Source organism: Bradyrhizobium sp. SZCCHNRI2009 (assembly GCF_032485115.1).
GTDB lineage: Bacteria > Pseudomonadota > Alphaproteobacteria > Rhizobiales > Xanthobacteraceae > Bradyrhizobium.
On sequence record NZ_JAUEUH010000004.1, the window covers coordinates 50,672 to 70,946 of the forward strand.

The window sequence follows — 20,275 nt, forward strand, 5'->3', positions numbered from 1 at the left end:
TGCGGGGAGGGGGTGGGGGTCCACAGCGGCGGTGTCGCTTGGGGCGCCCCCACCCCGACCCTCCCCCGCAAGCGGGGGAGGGAGCGCACCTTGCGCTGGGCGAGAGGGTGCCCGACGTCGACCTCACTCACACCGGAACACGTTCTTGCGGATCGTGCCATGCACGCCCCAATTGGCGTCCACCACCTGGGTGACGCCGAAATCGGCGCCGACCGACAACAGCGAGATCGCCTCGTCCTCGCTGAGATGATGCACCGTCATCAGGAAGCGGCGCAGCTTGCGGAAGGCGTCGCGCATGGCGCGGTCGAGGCTGGAATGGTTGGCGATCTCGGTCTGCGCATTGGCGCCGAGTTCGGCGAGATAGTTCGGATAGGTGAAGCCGTAGACCGACCAGGCGTCGTTGGTCTCGAGCAGCGGATGTGTGAGGCCTTCGAGCTGGGTGCCGCCGAGATCGTTCTTCTTGTGCAGGATGAACTCGAAGTCGCCGGTGAGCGAGGTCTCGATCGCGGTGCCGCCGAGCTCGCTGTCACCTTGCGCGGCATGAGGATCGCCGACCGAGAAATAGGCGCCGGGCACGGCGACCGGATAGTACATCCGCGCGCCCTTGCCGATGCGCCAGTCGTCGATGTTGCCGCCGGTGTAGCTCGGCGGGATCGAGGACACGTAGTCGGCTTCCGATGGCGCGAGCCCCATCGTGCCAAAATGCAGCCGCGCCGGCACCTTGATGCCCGGCATGATGTTCTCGCGCTTGCTGATCGTCGCGTGGTCGACCGGCACGCCGGGATAGTCGATGGTCGGATGCACGATGCCGTCGGGGTCGGTCTGCGGCGTCCAGACGTAGTTGTAGACCGCCCTGGCGAACGGCTCCCCCGCGGTGTCCAGCTCGAAGATGGTGACGACCTCGCGCGGCTTCGGCTCCTCGATCAGGTCGTGATAGTGAAAGCCCCAATTGGCGGCGGCGTTGGAGCCGAAGCATCTGCCGGCATGGCAGCCGCATTGGCTCGGCCGCGGCCTGATGTCGAGGATCCGCACCTCCAGCACGTCGCCGGGCTCGGCGCCTTCGATCGCGACCGGTCCGGTCAGCAGATGCACGCCGATGCCTTCGCCGGAGCCGCGGATGAACGGGCCCTCGGTCGGACCGGAGCCGCGCCGCGCCACGGCCTTGTGCTCCTTCGTCCACTCGAACACGCTCTCGGCGCCGGGATCGTCCTTGATCATGCGCTCGTAGTCATCGTTGGCGTGATGCGTCAGCGTCTCGATCGTGGCGCGGTCGCCGGAGCGCAAGGTGAGAGCCGGTGTCACCACCTTGGAAAAATATCCCCAATGGATGGTCTTCGGGGACACCGGCAGCAGATGGTGCTTCATACAAGGGCCTCATGAAAGATCGGACGCGAGATTGTTGATGTTGACGTGAAGGATGAACTCATGCGACCGCATCCTTCGGCCGCTCGGCGTCCATCACCGAGAGGAAGCGCGCAGTCAGCGGGTGACGCGGATTGGAGAGCACCTCGTGCGCCGGACCCTGCTCGAGAATGACGCCGCCGTTGAGGAAGGCGACGCGGTCGGCGACCTCGTCGGCGAAGCGGATCTGATGCGTGGAAATGATCATGGTGAGCCCATCGTCGATGGCGAGCCGGCGGATCACCTCCAACACCTCGCCCACGAGCTCGGGATCGAGCGCTGAGGTCGGCTCGTCCAGCAGCAGCACGCTCGGGTTCGGCGCCAGCGCGCGGGCAATCGCCACGCGCTGCTGCTGGCCTCCGGACAGATGGCGCGGCAGCGCATCGGCGCGATGCGACAGGCCGACGCGGTCGAGCAGCTCCGCCGCGCGGCGCTCGGCCTCGAAGCGGCCCAGGCCGTGCACCCAGCGCAAGGGACCTGCGACATTCTCCTTCGCGGTGAGATGGCCGAACAGGTTGAACTGCTGGAACACCATGCCGACGCCGACGTTGGCGCGCTCATTGGCGATCTCGCGCGGCGACAGCTTGCGGCCGGCCTCGTCAAAGCCGAGCTTGCGGCCGCCGACGCGGATCTTACCGGAATCCCAGTTCTCCAGGTGATTGATGCAGCGGAGCAGCGTGCTCTTGCCGGAGCCTGAGGGGCCGAGCAGCGCGATCACCTCGCCGATGCGCACGGTGAGATCGAGCCCGTCGAGCACGGTGTGGCCGTCATAGGCCTTGCGCAGCCCGGTGACCTCGACGGCGACATTGTTGCGGGCGACCGTCGCCGCGCGCCTGGCGCGATCCTCGATCGACAGCGCTAGCGGCGGCGTTTCTTTCAGTTCGGCGGGCTCCGGCGGCGCGGCCTCGATGGCAGGGGCTGTTTTCTCGGCGAGTTCCAGCTTCGTCGCGTGGCCGATGCGGCGCCAAGGTAGCAATAGCGCAAGGTAGTCCGCCAGCTTGCGCTGCTTCGCCGTGCGGTCGAGATCGAGCAGCCATTCCAGCGCGAGCTGGATGACGCTGATCGCGCCGGTCAGCACGAGATAGATGAGACCCGAGGCGAAGAAGATCGAGAAGAAGTCGAAGGTGGACGACGCGAGCTGCGTCGAACGCAAGGTCAATTCCTGCACCGCGATGACGGAGGCGAGCGAAGAGTTCTTCAGCGCGCTCACCGCCTCGTTGCCGAAGGCGGGGATCATGGTGCGGATCGCCTGCGGCGCGATGATGCGGCGCATCAGCACTGATGGCGTCATGCCGAGCGCCTGGCCGGCCAGGAGCTGGCCGCGATCGACGCCGAGCACGCCGGAGCGCAGCATCTCGGCGATGAACGGCGCCTCGTTGCAGGCGAGTGCGAGGCCCGCCGCCAGCACCGCCGGCAGCTTGATGCCGATATGCGGCAGCGCGTCGTAGGCGAACACCATCTGCAGGATCAGGGGTGTGCCGCGGAAGATCACGGTGTAGCCGCGTGCAATCGCCGCCAGCAGCCAGAACCGGCTGAGCTGCATCCAAGCGAGGATGAGGCCGAGGAACAGTCCTCCGACGAGGCCGAGCGCGGTGACCTGAAGGGTCAGCTCGATGCCCTGCAGCAGATACGGCATGCTGAGATAATGCAGGAAGAGGGACATCGGTTGGCAGGCCTGCTGGCTACGTAGGGTGGCAAAGGCGCGAAGCGCCGTGCCCACCGCGGTGCTTCGGAACAGCGTTGGTGGGCACGCTGCGCTTTGCCCACCCTACGAGTTTGGTCGGGTAGATGGGTCGCGCACGTTTCGCCGAGGAATTGGTGCGCTCCCTCCCCCCCTTGTGGGGGAGGGCTGGGGAGGGGGGGGTACCCAGCAAAGAGTCTTCGTGTGGACCCCCACCCCCGACCCCTCCCCGCAAGGGGGAGGGGAGCGCACTGTCTCTGCGGCGACAGATCCGCCTTCAAACGGAGCGCCTGTTAGTCCGCCGTGAGAATATCCGGCTCCTTGAAGTTCGCCGGATCGAGCTGCCACTTCTTCAGCAGCTCCTGATGGATGCCTTCCTTCTGCACCTCGATCAGCGCGGCCATGACGGCGTCGCGGAACTTCGGCTTGTCCTTGGGAACGGCGATGCCGACCGAATAGGGGATGGTGACCGCGATCGCCTTTTCGAGCTTGTCCGGATAGGCCTTCACCGCCTGGTCGACCGTGTTGACGTCGTTGACATAGGTGTCGGCGCGCCCGGCCAGGATGGCTTGGATACAGTTGGCGTTGTTGTCGTAGAGCTGGATCGTCGGCTCAGGCTTTCCGGCTTCCTTGCATTTCGGCGCGAGATCCTGGATCAGCGGCACCTCGACGTAGCCGGTGTTCTCGGCCGCGGCCGCGCCGCACATCGACAGGTTGATGCCGTTGATGCCCTTCGGGTTGCCCTTGGCGACCAGCACGCCGTCGAACACCTTGGAGTAGGTGATGAAGTCGGCGGCCTTGGCGCGCTCCTTGGTGGCGTAGATGTCGGAGATGACGATGTCGGCCTGGCCGCTCGCCAAGGTCGTCAGCAGCGCGGCGAAGGTCACCGGCTTGTAGGTCAGCTTGAAGCCGAGACAGTCGCCGATGGCCTCGCCGAGATCGATGTCGAAGCCGACATATTTGCTCGGGTCTTTCGGGTCGATCGACTCATAGCCCGGCGTGTGCGGATTGATCGCGTTGACCAGCGTCTTGCCCTTCCAGTCCGGATATTTCTCCTTCAGCGCCGCGCAGCCCGCGGGCGTCGCCGCCTGCGCGTCGATGGGGGCGAGAAGTCCCGCCGCGATGATGGCGCCGAGCGCGGCAAGCCACGCCCGCCGCGCTCCAGTGAATAGCCTCGTCTGCATGTTGCCAGCTCCTTCGAACGATGATGTCGCGCTGTTCCGGCGGTGCATTGGTGCCGTCGCCCCGGTCCAAGCTCGAAGGCAAGCTTAGGTGCGGGCCTGCGCGGATGGCTTGTCCGTGGGCGCACAAAATATTGGATCGTGCCGGTGCAAGAATTGAGCACGCATTGCTCAAATCCGCGCCGTTGCGACGGACCGTCGCGCAGGCGTCAAGTCCGCCTGCTCGGTCCTCGAAGATTCCGAAAGTCGGAAATCGAGCGCGCCGGCGACGGTTTCACGTGCGCACGGGGCTAGCGCCAAGATGGCGCTGCCGCCGCATCACGCGTCAGGATCGCCGCGTCGCTGCGCCCATGCGAATGTGCATTGCGATAACTCGTGGCACAGGCTTGGCGGCAGCAGAGCTCCCGACTACGATGCCGGCGCACAAGTTGCTGATCTGTTTGTTGAGGTGTCTGCAATGCCGTTCCGTTTTACGGGACAAATGTCACTCGGCCATTTCGCAGTGCGGACGCTGATCGTCACAGCCTATGCCGTCATCTTTGCGCCCGTCGTCATGATCGTCGTGACCAGCTTCTTCGCGCAGGAGATCGTGAGCTTTCCGCCGCCGGGCCTGTCGCTGAAATGGTACGCGAACGCGCTGAGCAAGCCGGAATTTCTGCGTGGCCTCGTGACCAGCTTCCAGGTCGCGCTGCTCGCGACCGTAATCGGCGTGCCGCTCGGCACTGCGGCGGCGCTTGCCATCGTGCGCGGCGAGTTCCGCGGCCGTCAGGCGCTATCGTCGTTTCTGCTGGCCCCGCTCGCCGTGCCCGGCGTGGTCGCCGGCTCCGGTCTCTACATGTTCTACGTGCTCGCCGAGGATCTGCTCGACCGCGACATCAAGGCAACGACGGAAGGGCTCGTCGCGGCGCATACGCTGCTGGCGATTCCGTGGACGGTGCGGCTCGTGGTCGCCAGCCTGCAGGGGCTCGACCGTGCCGCCGAGGAGGCCGCCGCCAATCTCGGCGCCAGCCCGTTCACGGTGTTCCGCCGTATCACCCTGCCGATGATGCGCTCCGGCATCGTCGCCGCGGCGATGTTCTCCTTCATCCAGAGCTTCGAGAATCTCGATCTGTCGATGCTGCTGGTCGGTCCCGGCCGGATCACCTTGCCGGTTGCGATGCTGAACTACCTCGAATTCCGCATCGATCCGACGCTCGCCGCGGTCGCCACTGTGCAGATCGCGCTGGTTGGCATTCTGATGGTGGCGACCGACCGCTTCGTCGAGCTGTCGCGGGTGGTGTGATGGCGCAGCTCACTCTGGAGAAGCTGACCAAGCGCTTCGGCACGTCGATCGGCGTGGAGGGGCTCGATCTCGCCGTCGGCGAGGGCGAGCTGGTCGCGCTGCTCGGACCCTCCGGCTGCGGCAAGACGACCACCTTGCGCATGGTCGCGGGCTTCCTGCCGCCCACGAGCGGCCGCGTGCTGTTCGACCGCGAGGACGTGACGCATCTGCCGGCCTACAAGCGTGCGACCGGCATGGTGTTCCAGTCCTACGCGCTGTTTCCGCACATGAGCGCGGCCGACAATGTCGGCTTTGGCCTGGAGATGCGCGGCATCAGTGCGGCCGAGCGCAAGACGAAGATCGAGGAGGCGCTCAGGCTGGTGCGGCTGTCGCATCTCGCCGACCGGCTGCCGCGGCAATTGTCGGGCGGGCAGCAGCAGCGCGTCGCGCTGGCGCGGGCGCTGGTGATCAATCCGCGCATCTTCCTGCTCGACGAGCCCCTGTCCAACCTCGATGCCAAGCTGCGCGCCGAGGTGCGGCTCGAGATCCGCGCGCTGCAGCAGCGGCTCGGCCTGACCACCTTGATGGTGACGCATGACCGCGAGGAGGCGCTGACGATGGCCGACCGCCTCGTGGTCATGGAGGGCGGCCGCGTCCGCCAGATCGGCACACCGCAGGAGCTGTATGATTCGCCCAGGGATGCCTTCGTCGCCGACTTCGTCGGCCGTTGCAACATCCTGGCCGGCCGGCGTGCGGACGCCAATAACTTCCGTACCAGCGCCGGCCTGCTGCTGCCGGTCGATGTCGCCAGCGGCGAGCGCGGTGATGCCGATGCCTTCGCGCTGCGGCCTGAACGCATTGCAGTGGTGGCCGGTGAGTCCGGCGAGGTGCGCGGCCGCGTGCTGGCGATCACCTATATGGGCGCGCAGAGCGAATATGTGATCGCAATTGGCGATGAGACGTTGGTTGCCGTCAGGCCGACGCCCGATCCCGGCGAGTCGCTCGCCGCCCTGAAGGTCGACGATCCCGTGTCCCTGCAGTGGGACCGCAAGGTCCCGCGTCTCGTGCCGCAGACATCTTCGTAACGCACCATCCACAGCGAGAGGTTCTCCCATGATTTCGCGACGACATTTTCTCTCCGCCAGCGCCGGCGTCGCCGCGCTGGCCTCCGGCATGCCCACTGCCCGCGCCGAAGGCGGACAGGTCGTGGTCGGCACCTGGGGCGGCGACTACGGCCAGTTGCTCTCCGACATCATCGATAAGCCGATCATGACGCCGAAGGGGTTCGAGATCGTGCAGGACGTCGCCAACGCCGATCCGCGCAAGACCAAGCTGCTGGCCGAGCGGCAGAGTCGCCGCGGCTCGATGGACGTGTCGTGCCTGTCCGACAACGATACCTACATCGTGTCGCAGTCGGACGTGTTCGAAAAGGTCGATGCAGCCCAGGTGAAGCGGCTCGACAAGGTATTCCCGGAGCTCAAGAGCGACATCGCGATCCCGCACATCTATTCGGCGCAGGTGATCCTCTACAATACCAACCAGGTGAAGACGCCGCCGCAATCCTTCGCCGATCTGTGGGATCCGAAATGGCGCGGCCGCATCGGTCTCGCCGACATCCTCTATCCCAACAACACGCTGGCCGCGGCGCTCGCCGGCGGCGGCGGCGTCAGCAATCTCGATCCGGCCGAGAAGAAGCTGATGGAATGGCGCTCGCTCGACGTGAAGATCTATCCTTCGAACGAGGCGCTGGCGGCGGCGCTGAAGTCGGAGGAGGTCTGGATCACCACGATGTGGCTTGCCCGCGGCTTCATGTGGAAGAAGTCCGGCATTCCGCTCGCCCATGTCGTGCCGAAGGAAGGCACGCCGGCGATCGTGTTCCAGGCCGCGGTGCCGAAGAACGCCAAGAACAAGGCCGGCGGTTTCGCCTATCTCGACGCGATGCTGGACGCCAAGGCGCAAGGCGGCTTCGCCGACAAGATGGGCTATGTCCCGACGGTCACCGATGCGCCGCTGCCGGAGGATCTCGCCAAGCAGGTCAGCCTGACCGAGGCCGAGCGCGCGCGGCTGCTGAAGCCGGACTATGCCTATGCCGCCGGGCGCTCGCAGCGTACGCTCGACTTCTGGAACAAGGAGTTCAAGGCGTAAGTCTTGAATGATGCGCTCCTGCGGCGAGGCCGCAGGGGCCGTGGCTGAACAGCCGACACTTTCGCAATCGGAGCTCGCGCGATGGCGCTGCTGGTCGTTCCTGCCTGTCTGCTGGTCCTGGCGCTGCTGGTCGGGCCGATGATCCTGATGTTCCGGATCTCGCTCAACCAGTTCAGCCCGACCCAGTTGATGATGCAGGCGCTGTCGCCGGACAACTACGTCAAGGCCGCGACCGATCCGTACTACCAGCAGATCATCCTGGCCACGCTGGGCATCGCGCTGCTGTGTACCTTGCTCACGCTGATTCTCGCCTTTCCGGCGGCCTATTGGCTCGGCCGCATGGAGAGCCGCTGGAAGAGCCTGGTCGTCATCGCGACCCTGTTTCCGCTGCTGGTCGGCAATGTCGTGCGCTCGGCCGGCTGGATGGCGCTGTTCGCGCGCGACGGGCTCGTCAACACGGTTCTGATGAAGCTCGGCCTGATCGCCGCGCCGCTGGAGATCATGTACACGACCAAGGCGGTCATCATCGGCATCATCGCCGTCGTGCTGCCCTACATGATCCTGACGCTGTCCGCGGTCATCGAGAGCATCCCCCGCGACCTGGAATATGCCGCCGCCAATCTCGGCGCCTCAGGCGCGCGCGTGTTCTGGCGGGTGATCCTGCCGCTGTCGGGTCCCGGCGTCGCCGCCGGCTCGATCCTGGTGTTCGTTTTGTGCATGAACACCTATGCAACGGCGGTGCTTCTCGGCGGCCCGCGATTCAAGATGATGGCGCCTGCCGTGTACGACCAGTTCGTGCGCGGCAACAACTGGCCGATGGGTGCCGCCCTCGCCTTCATGCTGCTCGCGGTGACCATGGCGTTCACGGTGTTCGGCAGCGTCGCGTTCGCGCGGAAGTACAGGGCGGGGTGACGGTAGACGCCGTCATTGCGAGAAGCGCAGCGACGAAGCAATCCAGACTTGCTTCCTGGCCCTGGATTGCTTCGCTCCGCTCGCAATGACGGGAAGACGATGCGTAGGGTGGGCAAAGGCGCGCAGCGCTGTGCCCACCATCTTGGAAGAAAGCAGACGCATGGTGGGCACGCTGCGCTTTGCCCACCCTACGGTCTCAAATGGAGGACACGCCGTCGTGACGGAACAGATGCTCCCTGGCGATGAGCTCGCCTTCATCCGGAACAAGGGCGCGGCGCCGATCGTGCCGAAGGCGACGACGCGGGATCGCGGGATCGGGCCGTTCAAGCGGCTGGCGCTGCGCAGCGCCACTGTCATCGACGGCACCGGGGCGCCGCCGATCGGGCCGGTCGACATCATCGTCGAGAACGGCCGCATCGTCAGCATCAAGAAGATCGTCGGCTATGGCTATGCCGGCAACGCTGGCGAACCGGCCGATCACGAGATCGACTGTCGCGGAAAATGGGTGACGCCGGGCTTCGTCGACTGCCACGCCCATGCCGGCGTTGCCTATCACTCCGCCAATGGCTGGGTGCCGCCGGTCGACTACGTCTACAAGCTCTGGCTGGCGCATGGCGTCACCACGGTGCGCGAGATGGGCTCGATGAACGGGCTGTCCTGGATGCTCGACCAGAAAGAGCGCGCCGAGAACAACACGATCGCCGCGCCGCGGCTGCTCGCCTATGCCTATTTCCCGGCCGTCAACGACATGGTCAAGACGATCTACACGCCGGAGCAGGGGCGCACCTGGCTGCGTCAGGTCAAGGAGCGCGGCGCCGACGGCATCAAGTTCTTCGGCGCGCCGCCCGCGATCATGGAAGCCGCGCTCGACGAGTGCAAACAGATCGGCCTGCGCACCGGCTGCCATCACGCCCAGATGGCGGTGTCGCGCATGAATGCGCTGACCACGGCGAAGTGGGGCCTGACGAGCGCGGAGCATTATTACGGCCTGCCGGAGGCGCTGTTCGAAGACCGCGTGATCCAGAACTTCCCGCTCGACTACAACTACACCGATGAATATTTCCGCTTCTCGGTCTCGGGGCAGATGTTCAAGCAGGGCGCCGAGCCCGGCTCGGCCAAGTGGAACGAGGTGCTGGAGCAGTTCCTGGAGATCGGTTTCACCTTCGTGCCGACCTTCACGATCTACGACGCCAACCGCGACCTGATGCGGGCGCGCCAGGCCTATTGGCACAAGGAGTACACTTGGAAGTCGATGTGGGACTACTTCACGCCGCAGCGCGGCGGCCACGGCTCGTACTGGTATCGCTGGTCGACCCAGAACGAGATCGAGTGGAAGGAGAACTACCGGCTCTGGATGGCGTTCGTCAACGAGTACAAGAACCGCGGCGGCCGGGTCTGCACCGGCTCGGATTCCGGCTTCATCTACCAGATCTTCGGCTTCGGCTATGTCCGTGAGCTGGAGCTGCTGCAGGAGGCGGGCTTCCATCCGCTGGAGGTGATCCGCTCGGCGACATCGCAGGGCGCAGCACTCTGCGGCCTGCAGGACGAGATCGGCACCATCGACATCGGCATGCGCGCCGACATGCTGGTGCACGACCACAATCCGCTGACCGACTTCAAGCTGCTCTACGGCACCGGCGCGATGCGCTTCAACGACACGACCAACGCGGTCGAGTGGCACCGCGGCCTCAAATACACGATCAAGGACGGCATCATCTACGACACGGAGGAGCTGCTGGCCGACGTGCGCGAGCTCGTCAAGGCGAGCTGGGAAAGTGACGTGCCGGAGAAATACGCCGCCAAGGATAAAGACAAGGACGCCGCGGCGCCATGAGCGTCGGCAGCATCGACTTCTTCGTCCTCACCGGCTTTCTCGGCTCGGGCAAGACGTCGCTGCTGCGCGATGTACTGACCGCGGAAACGGCGTCGGACACCGCTGTCATCGTCAACGAGGCCGGCGAGGTCGGGCTGGACGGCGTCCTGTTGCGCGAGAGCGGCGACGACGTGCCGATGGCGATGCTGTCGAACGGCTGCGTGTGCTGCCAGGTCGGCAGCGATCTCGCCTTCACCATCGACCGCCTGATCATGGCGCCGCGGCCGGATGGGCTGCCGACGTTGCGCCGGATCATCCTGGAGACCTCGGGCCTGTCGATGCCCGGCCCCGTGCTGCGCCAGCTTGCAACGCTCGCCGAGCATCGCATGCGCGTTGCGGTCATCGCAACCTATGACCTCACGCGCGGGCTGGCCGTCGCCGCATTCGAGGAGGCTGCGGCGCAATGGGCCGCAGCGCACCGCATCGTTGGGACCAAGGCCGACCTCGCGCCGGCCGCCTTGGCTGGATCGCCGGTCTCGATTGCGCAGCTCAATCCTGTCGCGGAGCCCATCGCCAACGCCGATCGCGCCGTGATCGTAGCGGCTGCGTTCGCGCCACTCACGGCTTCGCTGCCGCTGCGCGAGGTCGCGCCTGATCTGACCGCCGCGCATCCGCGCCTCGCGCTCTGCCTCGTCCGCCCGCGGGCGGAGATCGCCTATGCCGATCTCGCCGGCTGGCTCGACAATGTCGCGGGCCGGCTCGGCGAGCGCCTGCTGCGGATCAAGGGGCTGGTGAAGATCCACGAGGCGCCGCGGCCGCTGCTGGTCGAAAGCGTCGGCACGGTGTTCTCGCCGCCGCGGCAATTGAAGGTCGAGAAACCGCCGGCGCCCTTCATCGTCGTGATCGCGCGCGACATTGCCCGCGATGAGCTCGAACAGGTCGAGCCGATGGGGTTGTTCACCTTTGCCTGGCGCGAGCCCGAGCGCGAAGTTGGGAAGGGCGGCATCCGCGCGGAGTGGGTGACCTGAGCGCCTAACGTAAGTTGCACGGCGCCGAGCAACTCACCGTCATTCCGGGGCAATCGTGCACACGCGACGGCGTGTGCGCGATTGAACCCGGAATCTCGAGATTGTTGGAAACGAACGCAAGGCAACGTCGGGATTCCGGGTTCAAGGCCTGCGGCCTTGCCCCGGAATGACGGTGGTCGTGATGGAGAAGGACTAATTCCCCCCGATCGTGCTCAAGCTCCGTGATGGATAGCGCAAAGCCACGTCGAACGGGTTGAGCTTGCCGGCCAGCACCTGCGCCTCGCCCTGCAGGATCTTGACCACATGCGGCAGCCGGTCCGCGTTCAGCCGCTCCGCCAGCGTGCCCACGCTGAGCGCAGCCACCGCGTTGCCCCGCGCGTCGAGCACGGGCACGCCGACGCCGGCCATGCCGGGAATGAGGCCGGTGCTGGTATTGACCCAGCCTTGCGCGCGCGCCTGCGCCAGCGCACTGCGCAGCGAGGCCTCGTCGAGGAAGCCGCGATCGAGCAGGCGCGGGATGTTGAAGCGGATCACGGCCTCCTGCTCGTCCTCGGGCAGGTTGGCGAGAATCGTGAGGCTGCCCTGGCCAAGCCCGAGCGGCACCTTGCCGCCGATGTCGCCGGTGAAGGAGCGGATCGGAAACGGTCCTTCGACGCGGTCGAGACAGACCGCATCGAAGCCGTTGCGCACCAAAAGGAAGATCGTGTCGCTCAAGGTCGCCGACAGCCGCAGCAGCGCCGGCCGCGCCGCCTCGCGCAGGCCGCTGGCTTGGCCCGCGCGTGCGGCGAGCACGTAGAAGTCGAGCGCCAGGCGATAGCGCTTGCCGGCGGCCTGTTCGGCGAAACCCTCGGCGGCGAGGTCCTGCAGCATGCGATGCGCGGTCGGCTGGCTGCAGCCCGCGGTCTCCGCGATGTCCTTCAGCCGCAGCCCGTCGGGGTCGCCCTCGGCGAGGATGCGCAGCAGCTTCAGGGCCCGGCGAAGGCTGGAGGACGAATCGGTGTCGGCTGTCATCATCTGATCTGGTGAATGTTGGAGTCAAATTCGTCGCATAGATTTCATATATCAGAATTCCAGACAGATAAATTCAGGATATCGGAATGCATGATTGACCATCTGCGTGGCCCGCCGGCATGAAAGAGCCTCAGGGCGGCAATCCCTGGCGATGACAGGAAGCCTCCCGCGCGAGGACGCATGGGTTTCCTGACGCTGGACGGTTTGACGAAGCTCTACGGCGATGTCGCTGCGGTCAGCGACGTCAATCTCAGCGTCGCCAAGGGCGAGTTCATCTCGCTGCTCGGCCCCTCCGGCTGCGGCAAGACCACGACGCTGCAGATGATCGCCGGCCTGGTCGAGCCGACGTCGGGGCGCATCACGCTCGAAGGTCGCGACATCACCCACGAGAAGCCCGATCGCCGCGGCCTCGGCATCGTGTTCCAGAGCTACGCGCTGTTTCCGCACATGACGGTGGCGCAGAACGTCGCCTTCGGACTCGAAATGCGCAAGGTGATCAGGGCCGAGCGCGAGGCGCGCGTCAAACAGGCGCTGGCGCTGGTGCAACTCGCCGCGCTCGCCGACCGCTATCCACGCCAGCTCTCCGGCGGGCAGCGTCAGCGCGTCGCGGTGGCGCGCGCGCTCGTCATCGATCCGCCGGTGCTGCTGCTCGACGAGCCCTTGTCCAATCTCGACGCCAAGCTGCGCGAGGAGATGCAGTTCGAGCTGCGCGGCATCCAGCAGCGCGTCGGCACCACCACGATCATGGTGACGCACGACCAGAGCGAGGCGCTGTCGATGAGCGATCGCGTGGTGGTGATGGAGCAGGGCCGCATCATGCAGATCGACGCGCCCTATCGGCTCTACGAAAATCCGGCGACGCCGTTCATCTCCTCCTTCGTCGGCAAGATGAACCGGCTGTCCGGCGTGCGGCGCAACGGCGGCGTCGAGATCGGCGGGCGCTTGCTGCCGTGCGAGGGGGCTGACCTCACCGACGGTACGGCCGCCGTGCTCGCGATCCGGCCGGAGAAGATCGGCCTGACAACTCCCGGCGCCGGCGTGCTCGATGGCCGCATCAGAGCGCGCTTCTTCCTCGGCAGCACCTGGTTCTTCACCGTGGAGACGCCCGCCGGATTGATCGGCGTCGCCCTGCCCAATGCGGGCGAGGAGCCGGCGTGCGAGGGCGATCAGGTCGGTCTCGCCTGGAGCAGCGCCAGCGCACGCGCGTCGAAGCCCGACGGAGCGCAGTCGGCATGAGCGGCACGCGCGCGACGACACCATGGCTGCTGGCGGCGCCGGGCGCGCTGCTGTTCACCGCATTGGTGGTCGTGCCGCTCGGGCTCACCCTGGCGCTGTCGTTCCACGTCTATGACGCCGCGACCGGCGTCAAGGACGAGACCACGCTGGCGCACTACATCGGCATCCTCTCCGACAGCTACTTTCTCAATATCTTCTGGCGCACGCTGCGGCTCGCCGCGCTGACCACGCTGATCTGCGCCGTGATCGGCGCGCCCGAGGCCTACATCCTGGCGCGCATGCGCGAGCCCTGGCGCTCGGCGTTCCTGCTCGCGATCATCGGCCCGCTGCTGGTTTCGGTCGTGGTGCGCGCCTTTGGCTGGAGCATGCTGCTCGGCCCCACGGGCCTCGTCAACGAGGCCTTCCGTGCGCTCGGGCTCGGCACGGTCAGGATCCTCTACACCGAGACGGCCATCGTCATCGCGCTCGTCCATGTGATGCTGCCGTTCATGGTCATCCCGGTCTGGACCTCGCTGCAGAAGCTCGATCCGATGGTCGAGGCCGCCGCCTGGACGCTCGGCGCCTCGCGCTTCACGGCGCTGCGCCGCGTGGTGCTGCCGCAGGTGACGATGGGGCTGCTGTCGGGCAGCCTGGTGGTGTTCGGACTTTCGGCCTCGGCCTTCGCGATCCCCGCGCTGCTCGGCGGCCGGCGGCTGAAGATGGCGGCGACGCTGGTCTATGACGAATACATGCACGAGCTGAACTGGCCGCTGGGGGCCGCCATCGCGATTCTCGTGCTGGTGATCAATCTCGTCATCATGCTGGCCTATCAGCGCGTCGTCGAGGCGCGCGCCAGGCGGATGTTGGGGTGAGCGGCATGCGCCACAACGGTCCGATCGCCCTGGTCTTTCATGCGCTCGTCACTGGCTTCGTGCTGGCGCCGCTCATCGTGATCTGCCTCGTCGCGTTCACGCCGGCCAACACGTTGACATTGCCGACCACGCAGGTCTCGCTGCGCTGGTTCACGGCCGTGTTCGCGCATCCGGATTTCGTCGCCTCCTTCCTCAACAGCCTGTGGGTTGCCGCAACAGCCGCGACGATTGCGGTCGTGCTCGCGGTCGCCGCCGGCCTCGCGCTCGACCGCTACGACTTCCGCGGCCGCGCGGCGCTGAACGCGCTGTTCCTGTCGCCCCTGATGATCCCGCATCTCGTGCTCGGCGTTGCGCTGCTGCGGCTGTTCGCGCTGCTCGGCGCCACCGGCAGCCTGCTGTGGCTGACCGCAGGTCACATTGTCGTCGTCACGCCTTATGTGCTCCGCTTGGTTCTGGCCGCCCTGTCCGGCCTCGACCGCAGCGCCGAGCAGGCGGCGGTGACCCTGGGCGCTTCCGGCTGGATCGTGTTCCGCCGCATCACCGTGCCGATGATTTTGCCCGGCATCACCGGCGGCTGGCTGCTTGCCTTCATCAACTCCTTCGACGAACTCACGATGTCGATCTTCATCACCTCGCCCGCCACGATCACCCTGCCGGTGCGCATGTACATGTACGCGACCGAATCGATTGATCCGATGATGGCCGCCGTATCGGCGCTGATGATCGCGGTGACGGCGGCGGCGATGCTGCTGCTCGACCGCATCTTCGGCCTCGACAAGATCCTCGTGGGGCAGGGCTGACACCATGCCGCTGTTGCATCGTCTCGTCCGCAACGACAGCGCCGTCATCTCCTTCGCGATCGATGGCGTGCCCTGCGTCGGCCGCGCCGGCGACACCGTGCTGACGGCCATGCTCTGCCAGGTCGACCGGCTTCGCTACAGCGAGTTTTCCGCCGCGCCACGGGCCGGCTTCTGCCAGATGGGCGCGTGCCAGGACTGCTGGGTGCAGCTCGCGAGCGGTGAGCGGCTGCGCGCCTGCACGACGCCGCTTACCGAAGGCATGGACATCATCACACGACGAGGGCGCGGCCATGGCTGAGCGCGCATCGCCCCTGATCGTCGGCGCCGGCCCGGCCGGCATCCGCGCCGCGATGACATTGGTCGCGGCCGGCCTGCGGCCGATCGTGGTCGATGAAGGCCACGCCTGCGGCGGCCAGATCTATCGCCAGCCGCTGAGTCCCGACGGCCGCGATGCCACGGCGCGCTACGGCTCGGAGGCTTCGAAGGCCACGCGGCTGCATCACGACTTTGCGGCGCTCGGCTCCGCAATCGACTATCAGTCAAACACGCTGCTGTGGAATCTGCGCGACGGCGCGGCCGACATCTTGCGTGGGGGTATCAGCCGGCGGGTCAGCTATGACGGGCTGATCCTCGCGACCGGGGCGACCGATCGCGTGCTGCCGATCCCCGGCTGGACCCTGCCGGGCGTGTTCACGCTCGGCGGCGCGCAGATCGCGCTGAAGGCGCAGGGCTGTGCGATCGGCCGGCGCGTGGTGTTCGCTGGCTCCGGCCCGCTGCTCTATCTGGTCGCCTGGCAATACATGAAGGCCGGCGTCGACGTTGCCGCCGTGCTCGACGCGGCGCCCTTGTCTGCGAAGCTCAATCTGCTGCGCGCGTTGCCGCTCGCGCCGGGCATCGTGCTGCGTGGGTTGCGCATGGCGGTGGAGTTGACGCTGCGCGGCACGCGCGTGCGGTTCGGCGTCTCCCGGCTCCGGATCGAGGGCAAGGGCAGGGTGGCGCGCATCGTCTATCGGGCTGGCGGGCGCGAACACGCGATCGCCTGCGACGGCGTCGGCTACGGCCTCGGTCTGCGCTCGGAGACTCAGGCTGCTGATCTCGCCGGCTGCGCCCTTGGCTTCGATGCGCGCGACCGCGCGCATCGTCCGGTTCGCGACGCCAGTGGCCGCAGCAGCATCGCGGGCGTGTACCTCGCCGGCGACGGCGCCCGCATCGCCGGCGCCGATGCCGCGGAAGCCGCCGGCGAGCGGGCCGCGCTGGCATTGTTGGAGGATCGCGGCCTGCCGCATGATTCGGTGCGCGCCGCCACCCTCGAACATGCGCTGGCGCGGATCGATCGCCTGCGCGATGGGCTCGAAGCCGCCTTTCCCTATCCATCGCATTGGGCGGGCGACATCGCCGATGACACGCTGCTGTGCCGCTGCGAGGAGATCGATGCCGGCGAGGCGCGGCGCGCGATCAGCGATTTCTCGCTCACCGAGATCAATCGCCTGAAGGCGGTGACGCGCATCGGCATGGGCCGCTGCCAGGGCCGCATGTGCGGCGCGGTCGCCGCGGAGCTCTTGGCTGCGCAGACGCGCCGCGACATCGGCGCTGTCGGCCGGCTGCGCGCGCAGGCGCCGATCAAGCCGATCCCGCTGGCTGCCAGCCTGTCGCTCGACGAGAGGCGGCATGACCCGGCGCATTGACTGCGATGTCGCGATCGTCGGCGGCGGGCTGGTCGGCAGCTCCGCCGCGCTGGCGCTGCGCGGCATGGGCTTCTCCGTCACGCTGCTCGACAAGGGCTTCTGCGGCGCTCAGGCGAGCGGCGTGAACTATGGCGGCGTGCGCCGCCAGGGCCGTCCGCCCGAGCAACTGCCGCTGTCGCAGCGGGCGCATGCGATCTGGCCGCGGCTCGCGCAGCTCATCGGCATCGACGGCGAGTTCCTGCGCTCCGGCCATCTCAAGCTCGCGCGCAACGCCGAGGACCTGGCGAGCCTGGAGCGCTACGCCGCCGAGGTCGCGCCGTTCGGGCTCGCTCTCGAGCTGATCGGCCACAATCAACTGCACGAGCGCTTCGGCATCGCGGGCGGCGTCGTGGGCGGCTCATTCTGTCCTGGCGACGGCCACGCCAATCCACGGCTGGTCGCCACCGCCTTCGCCGCAGCGGCGCGTCGCGCCGGCGCCGAGGTGCTGGAGAACACGGAGGTTACGGGCGCCACCAGGACGTTCGAGGGTTTTGCGCTGGAAGCCGGTGACGTCGCCATCAGGACGCGTACCGTGATCAACAGCGCCGGCGCCTGGGCCGACGGCTTGGCGCGCGCGTTCGACGAGCCCGTGCCGCTGGAGCGCACCTATCCGTCGATGATCGTGACCGAGCCGCTCGATCCGTTCCTGACCGTCAACATCGGCATCGAGGGCGGCGGCATCTATGCGCGGCAGGTTACGCGCGGCAACGTCGTGGTCGGCGGCGAGCGCGCCGCGCCGCTCGCCGATCCCGACTATTCGCGCCCCCGCAGCGACGGCGTGCTTGCCATCATGCAGCGCGCCAGCGAGCTGTTCGGCCCGCTGCGCCATGCCCAGGCGATTCGGTTCTGGAGCGGCACCGAGGCGACGATGCCCGACCGCAACCCGGTGATCGGGCCGAGCGCGACGACGCCGGGACTCGTCCACGCCTTCGGCTTCTCCGGCGCCGGCTTCCAGATCGCGCCGGGTGTCGGCGAGGTGCTGGCCGAGCTGGTGCGCGACGGCGAGACCTCGACGCCGATCGCGGCCTTCGCCATTACCCGTTTCTCACCCGCATCGCAGCCGGGCGATGCCTCTCAAGCAGCAATGACGACAGGATCGAAGGAGACCTCGCCATGATCGATGCTCGCGCCACGCTCGGCCCAGCCTTTGCACTCATGCTCGCTGCATCGGCCGCGCATGCGGAAACCAAGACGCTCTATGTCGGCATGAACGGCGGCAATTTCGAGCGCACCTATACGCAGGCGGTGTTTCCGGACTTCGAGAAGGCCAACGACGTCAAGATCGTCGTCGTGCCCGGCACCTCGTCGGAGATCCTCGCCAAGGCGATCGCGGCCAAAGACAAGCCGCAGATGCACGTGATGTTTCTCGACGACGGCGTGATGATCCGCGCCGCCGGCCTTGGTCTGTGCGAGAAGCTGAAGCCGAGCGAGGCGCTCGGCCAGCTCGAGCCGTTCGCGCGACTCAAGGACGACATCGCCGCCGGCATCGACATCGGCATGACCGGCCTTGCCTACAACAAAAAGCTGTTCGACGAGAAAGGCTGGGCGGCGCCGACCTCCTGGCTCGATCTCGCCGATCCCAAGTTCAAGGACAAGGTCGTGTTCCAGTCGGCCTCGGTCTCGACCTTCGGCCTGCACGCCTTCCTGATGATCAACCGTATCAACGGCGGCAGCGAGGCCAATGTCGAGCCGGGCTTCAAGGCGTTTCCCGACACGATCGGCAAGAACGTGCTCGAATACATTCCGAACTCGGCCAAGATCTCCGAGATGGTGCAGACCGGCGAGGCCGCGATCTTCCCGCTGACGCCGACCGCGGTGTCGACCTTGAAGGAGAAGGGCATCCCGGTCGAGTATGCGCAGCCGAAGGAAGGCTCGGTCGTGCTGATGGTCGCCGAATGCGTCATCGCCAACAACTCCGAATCCGAGCTGGCGCAGAAGCTCGCCGCCTATCTGCTGTCGCCAGAAGCGCAGGCCAAGGCGCTGGCCGCCGGCAACATCGTGCCGTCCAACACCACCGCGAAAGCCACGACGCCGGCGGCCGAGCAGAAGCTCGAGACCTTCCACGGCTACATGAAGAGCGCGATCACGCTCGACTGGGACGTCATCAACGCCAGGCGCCCGGAATGGAATACGCGCTGGAACAGGATGATCGAGCGGTAGGCCGGCTTCGTTCCCTCGTCATTGCGCGCGAGGCGATTCAGACCTTTCATGCGGCCCCGGATCGCTTCGCTGGCGCTCGCGATGACGGCCGGGGAGCCAGCGCGTTTGCGCTTCCATCGTCATACCCCGCCAAAGCGGGGTATCCAGTCCGCCGCTGCCTTCGATGCCATCACAGCCGTCTCGGCGTACGGGATCGCCCGGTCGAGCCGGGCGATGACGGAGAGTGTGTGGCGCTACGCCTGCTCTGATTGTCATTGCGAGGAGTGTAGCGACGAGGCGATCCAGGGCTGCGCAAGGCACTCTGGATCGCTTGGTAGCTACGCGCATTACCCCGCCGGATAGTTCGTCGCATACGCCTCCGTCAGCGCCTCATCGAGCCGCCGTCCGGCGCTGAAACCTGACAGCGTCGCGGGACGGGTGACGCCCGGCAGCAATCGGCCATCGGGCTCCGGCGGCCCGATCAGGGTGTGCACCGGAATGCGCTCGGCATAGATCGGCAGCGCGTAGTCCTCCTCATCGTCGATGACGCCCGCGGCGCGGATCTTCGCCGATGCCTTTTCGATCTCCATGGTCACGACCGACGTGGCCTTGAGCTCCTGCTCCGTGGTCGGGCGCAGGCTCGCCGTGCGGCCGGGAAACAGCCGATCGACCATCATCACCAGCGCGCGCTCCTTCTCCGCCTGATCCTCGATCAGCCGGGCATGGCCGAACGCCATCACCGAGCGATAGTCGGCCGAGTGATGGAAGGCGCTGCGCGCCAGCACCAGGCCGTCGAGATGGGTGACGGTGAGACAGGCCGGCTGTCCCTCGGACAGGTTGCGCAACATGCGGCTGGCGCTCGAGCCATGCCAATACAGCGTCGTTCCCTCGCGCCAATACAGCGTCGGCGTGCAATAGGGCTGGCCGTCGATGACATAGGAGACGTGGCACAGCGTTGCGGAGTCGAGCAGCGCATGGACGGTCGCATGATCGTAATGGGCGCGCTGATGCCGCCGCTTGACCCGGTTGGTGTCGTCGACGGGATAGCTCGGCATCTGTTGCTCGGACATCGTCAGTCTCCTGTTTCCGTCG

At 66.8% G+C, this 20,275-nt stretch carries 18 protein-coding genes; 13 read left to right on the plus strand and 5 right to left on the minus strand.

From position 1 onward, the window contains the following. Positions 1-123: 123 nt before the first annotated feature. The 3 genes from QX041_RS15395 to QX041_RS15405 form a co-directional block, all read right to left on the minus strand. Complete coding sequence (locus QX041_RS15395; RefSeq protein ID WP_316165851.1) at positions 124-1,365, minus strand: acetamidase/formamidase family protein; 1,242 nt, start codon at positions 1,363-1,365, stop codon at positions 124-126. 58 nt (positions 1,366-1,423) lie between these two features. Continuing rightward, entirely contained in the window at positions 1,424-3,064 is a 1,641-nt protein-coding gene (locus QX041_RS15400; RefSeq protein ID WP_316165852.1) for an amino acid ABC transporter permease/ATP-binding protein, read from the minus strand. 311 nt (positions 3,065-3,375) lie between these two features. Then, positions 3,376-4,266 carry an ABC transporter substrate-binding protein gene (locus QX041_RS15405; RefSeq protein ID WP_315713575.1) on the minus strand — a complete coding sequence of 297 codons (891 nt, stop codon included), beginning with the start codon at positions 4,264-4,266 and terminating at the stop codon, positions 3,376-3,378. A 454-nt stretch (positions 4,267-4,720) separates the two neighbouring features. Here QX041_RS15405 and QX041_RS15410 point away from each other — a divergent pair, with 454 nt between their 5' ends. The 6 genes from QX041_RS15410 (at position 4,721) to QX041_RS15435 (ending at position 11,422) form a co-directional block, all read left to right on the plus strand. After that, positions 4,721-5,545, plus strand: coding sequence for an ABC transporter permease (locus QX041_RS15410; RefSeq protein ID WP_316165853.1), 825 nt, complete (start codon positions 4,721-4,723; stop codon positions 5,543-5,545). Further along, positions 5,545-6,609, plus strand: coding sequence for an ABC transporter ATP-binding protein (locus QX041_RS15415; RefSeq protein ID WP_316165854.1), 1,065 nt, complete (start codon positions 5,545-5,547; stop codon positions 6,607-6,609). The genes QX041_RS15410 and QX041_RS15415 overlap by 1 nt, the downstream gene beginning before the upstream one ends. 28 nt (positions 6,610-6,637) lie before the next feature. Further along, complete coding sequence (locus QX041_RS15420; protein ID WP_315825354.1) at positions 6,638-7,669, plus strand: PotD/PotF family extracellular solute-binding protein; 1,032 nt, start codon at positions 6,638-6,640, stop codon at positions 7,667-7,669. Positions 7,670-7,750: 81 nt separating this feature from the next. Next, positions 7,751-8,581: an ABC transporter permease gene (locus tag QX041_RS15425; protein ID WP_316165855.1), complete on the plus strand. Its 831-nt coding sequence runs from the start codon at positions 7,751-7,753 to the stop codon at positions 8,579-8,581. 229 nt (positions 8,582-8,810) lie between these two features. Continuing rightward, on the plus strand, positions 8,811-10,415 hold the full coding sequence (locus tag QX041_RS15430) for an amidohydrolase family protein (protein WP_410051876.1): 1,605 nt from the start codon (positions 8,811-8,813) through the stop codon (positions 10,413-10,415). Further along, complete coding sequence (locus QX041_RS15435) at positions 10,412-11,422, plus strand: CobW family GTP-binding protein (RefSeq protein ID WP_316165857.1); 1,011 nt, start codon at positions 10,412-10,414, stop codon at positions 11,420-11,422. Before QX041_RS15430 ends, QX041_RS15435 begins: the two co-directional genes overlap by 4 nt. A gap of 192 nt (positions 11,423-11,614) precedes the next feature. Here the strand turns inward: QX041_RS15435 and QX041_RS15440 are convergent, their stop codons facing one another. Then, positions 11,615-12,436 carry an IclR family transcriptional regulator gene (locus QX041_RS15440; RefSeq protein WP_315825350.1) on the minus strand — a complete coding sequence of 274 codons (822 nt, stop codon included), beginning with the start codon at positions 12,434-12,436 and terminating at the stop codon, positions 11,615-11,617. Positions 12,437-12,613: 177 nt separating this feature from the next. On the opposite strand from QX041_RS15440, the gene QX041_RS15445 reads away from it, so the two are divergent. Genes QX041_RS15445 through QX041_RS15475 form a run of 7 tightly spaced genes read left to right on the plus strand, consistent with a single transcriptional unit; the run spans position 12,614 to position 19,204 of the window. Continuing rightward, positions 12,614-13,669 (plus strand): ABC transporter ATP-binding protein, encoded by a 1,056-nt coding sequence (locus QX041_RS15445; protein ID WP_316165858.1) that lies wholly within the window; start codon positions 12,614-12,616, stop codon positions 13,667-13,669. Beyond that, positions 13,666-14,520 carry an ABC transporter permease gene (locus QX041_RS15450; protein ID WP_316165860.1) on the plus strand — a complete coding sequence of 285 codons (855 nt, stop codon included), beginning with the start codon at positions 13,666-13,668 and terminating at the stop codon, positions 14,518-14,520. The genes QX041_RS15445 and QX041_RS15450 overlap by 4 nt, the downstream gene beginning before the upstream one ends. Positions 14,521-14,525: 5 nt before the next feature. Beyond that, positions 14,526-15,320, plus strand: coding sequence for an ABC transporter permease (locus QX041_RS15455; protein ID WP_315754392.1), 795 nt, complete (start codon positions 14,526-14,528; stop codon positions 15,318-15,320). Positions 15,321-15,324: 4 nt separating this feature from the next. Then, entirely contained in the window at positions 15,325-15,618 is a 294-nt protein-coding gene (locus QX041_RS15460; protein WP_315754390.1) for a (2Fe-2S)-binding protein, read from the plus strand. Then, the gene (locus QX041_RS15465; protein WP_316165861.1) at positions 15,611-17,005 is read left to right on the plus strand and encodes an FAD/NAD(P)-binding oxidoreductase; all 1,395 of its coding nucleotides are present in this window, start codon (positions 15,611-15,613) and stop codon (positions 17,003-17,005) included. Before QX041_RS15460 ends, QX041_RS15465 begins: the two co-directional genes overlap by 8 nt. Beyond that, entirely contained in the window at positions 16,989-18,161 is a 1,173-nt protein-coding gene (locus tag QX041_RS15470; RefSeq protein WP_316165862.1) for an FAD-dependent oxidoreductase, read from the plus strand. The genes QX041_RS15465 and QX041_RS15470 overlap by 17 nt, the downstream gene beginning before the upstream one ends. After that, on the plus strand, positions 18,158-19,204 hold the full coding sequence (locus QX041_RS15475) for an ABC transporter substrate-binding protein (protein WP_316165864.1): 1,047 nt from the start codon (positions 18,158-18,160) through the stop codon (positions 19,202-19,204). Before QX041_RS15470 ends, QX041_RS15475 begins: the two co-directional genes overlap by 4 nt. Before the next feature lie 326 nt (positions 19,205-19,530). Here the strand turns inward: QX041_RS15475 and QX041_RS15480 are convergent, their stop codons facing one another. Further along, the gene (locus QX041_RS15480; protein WP_315713561.1) at positions 19,531-20,253 is read right to left on the minus strand and encodes a pyridoxamine 5'-phosphate oxidase family protein; all 723 of its coding nucleotides are present in this window, start codon (positions 20,251-20,253) and stop codon (positions 19,531-19,533) included. Positions 20,254-20,275 lie beyond the last annotated feature (22 nt).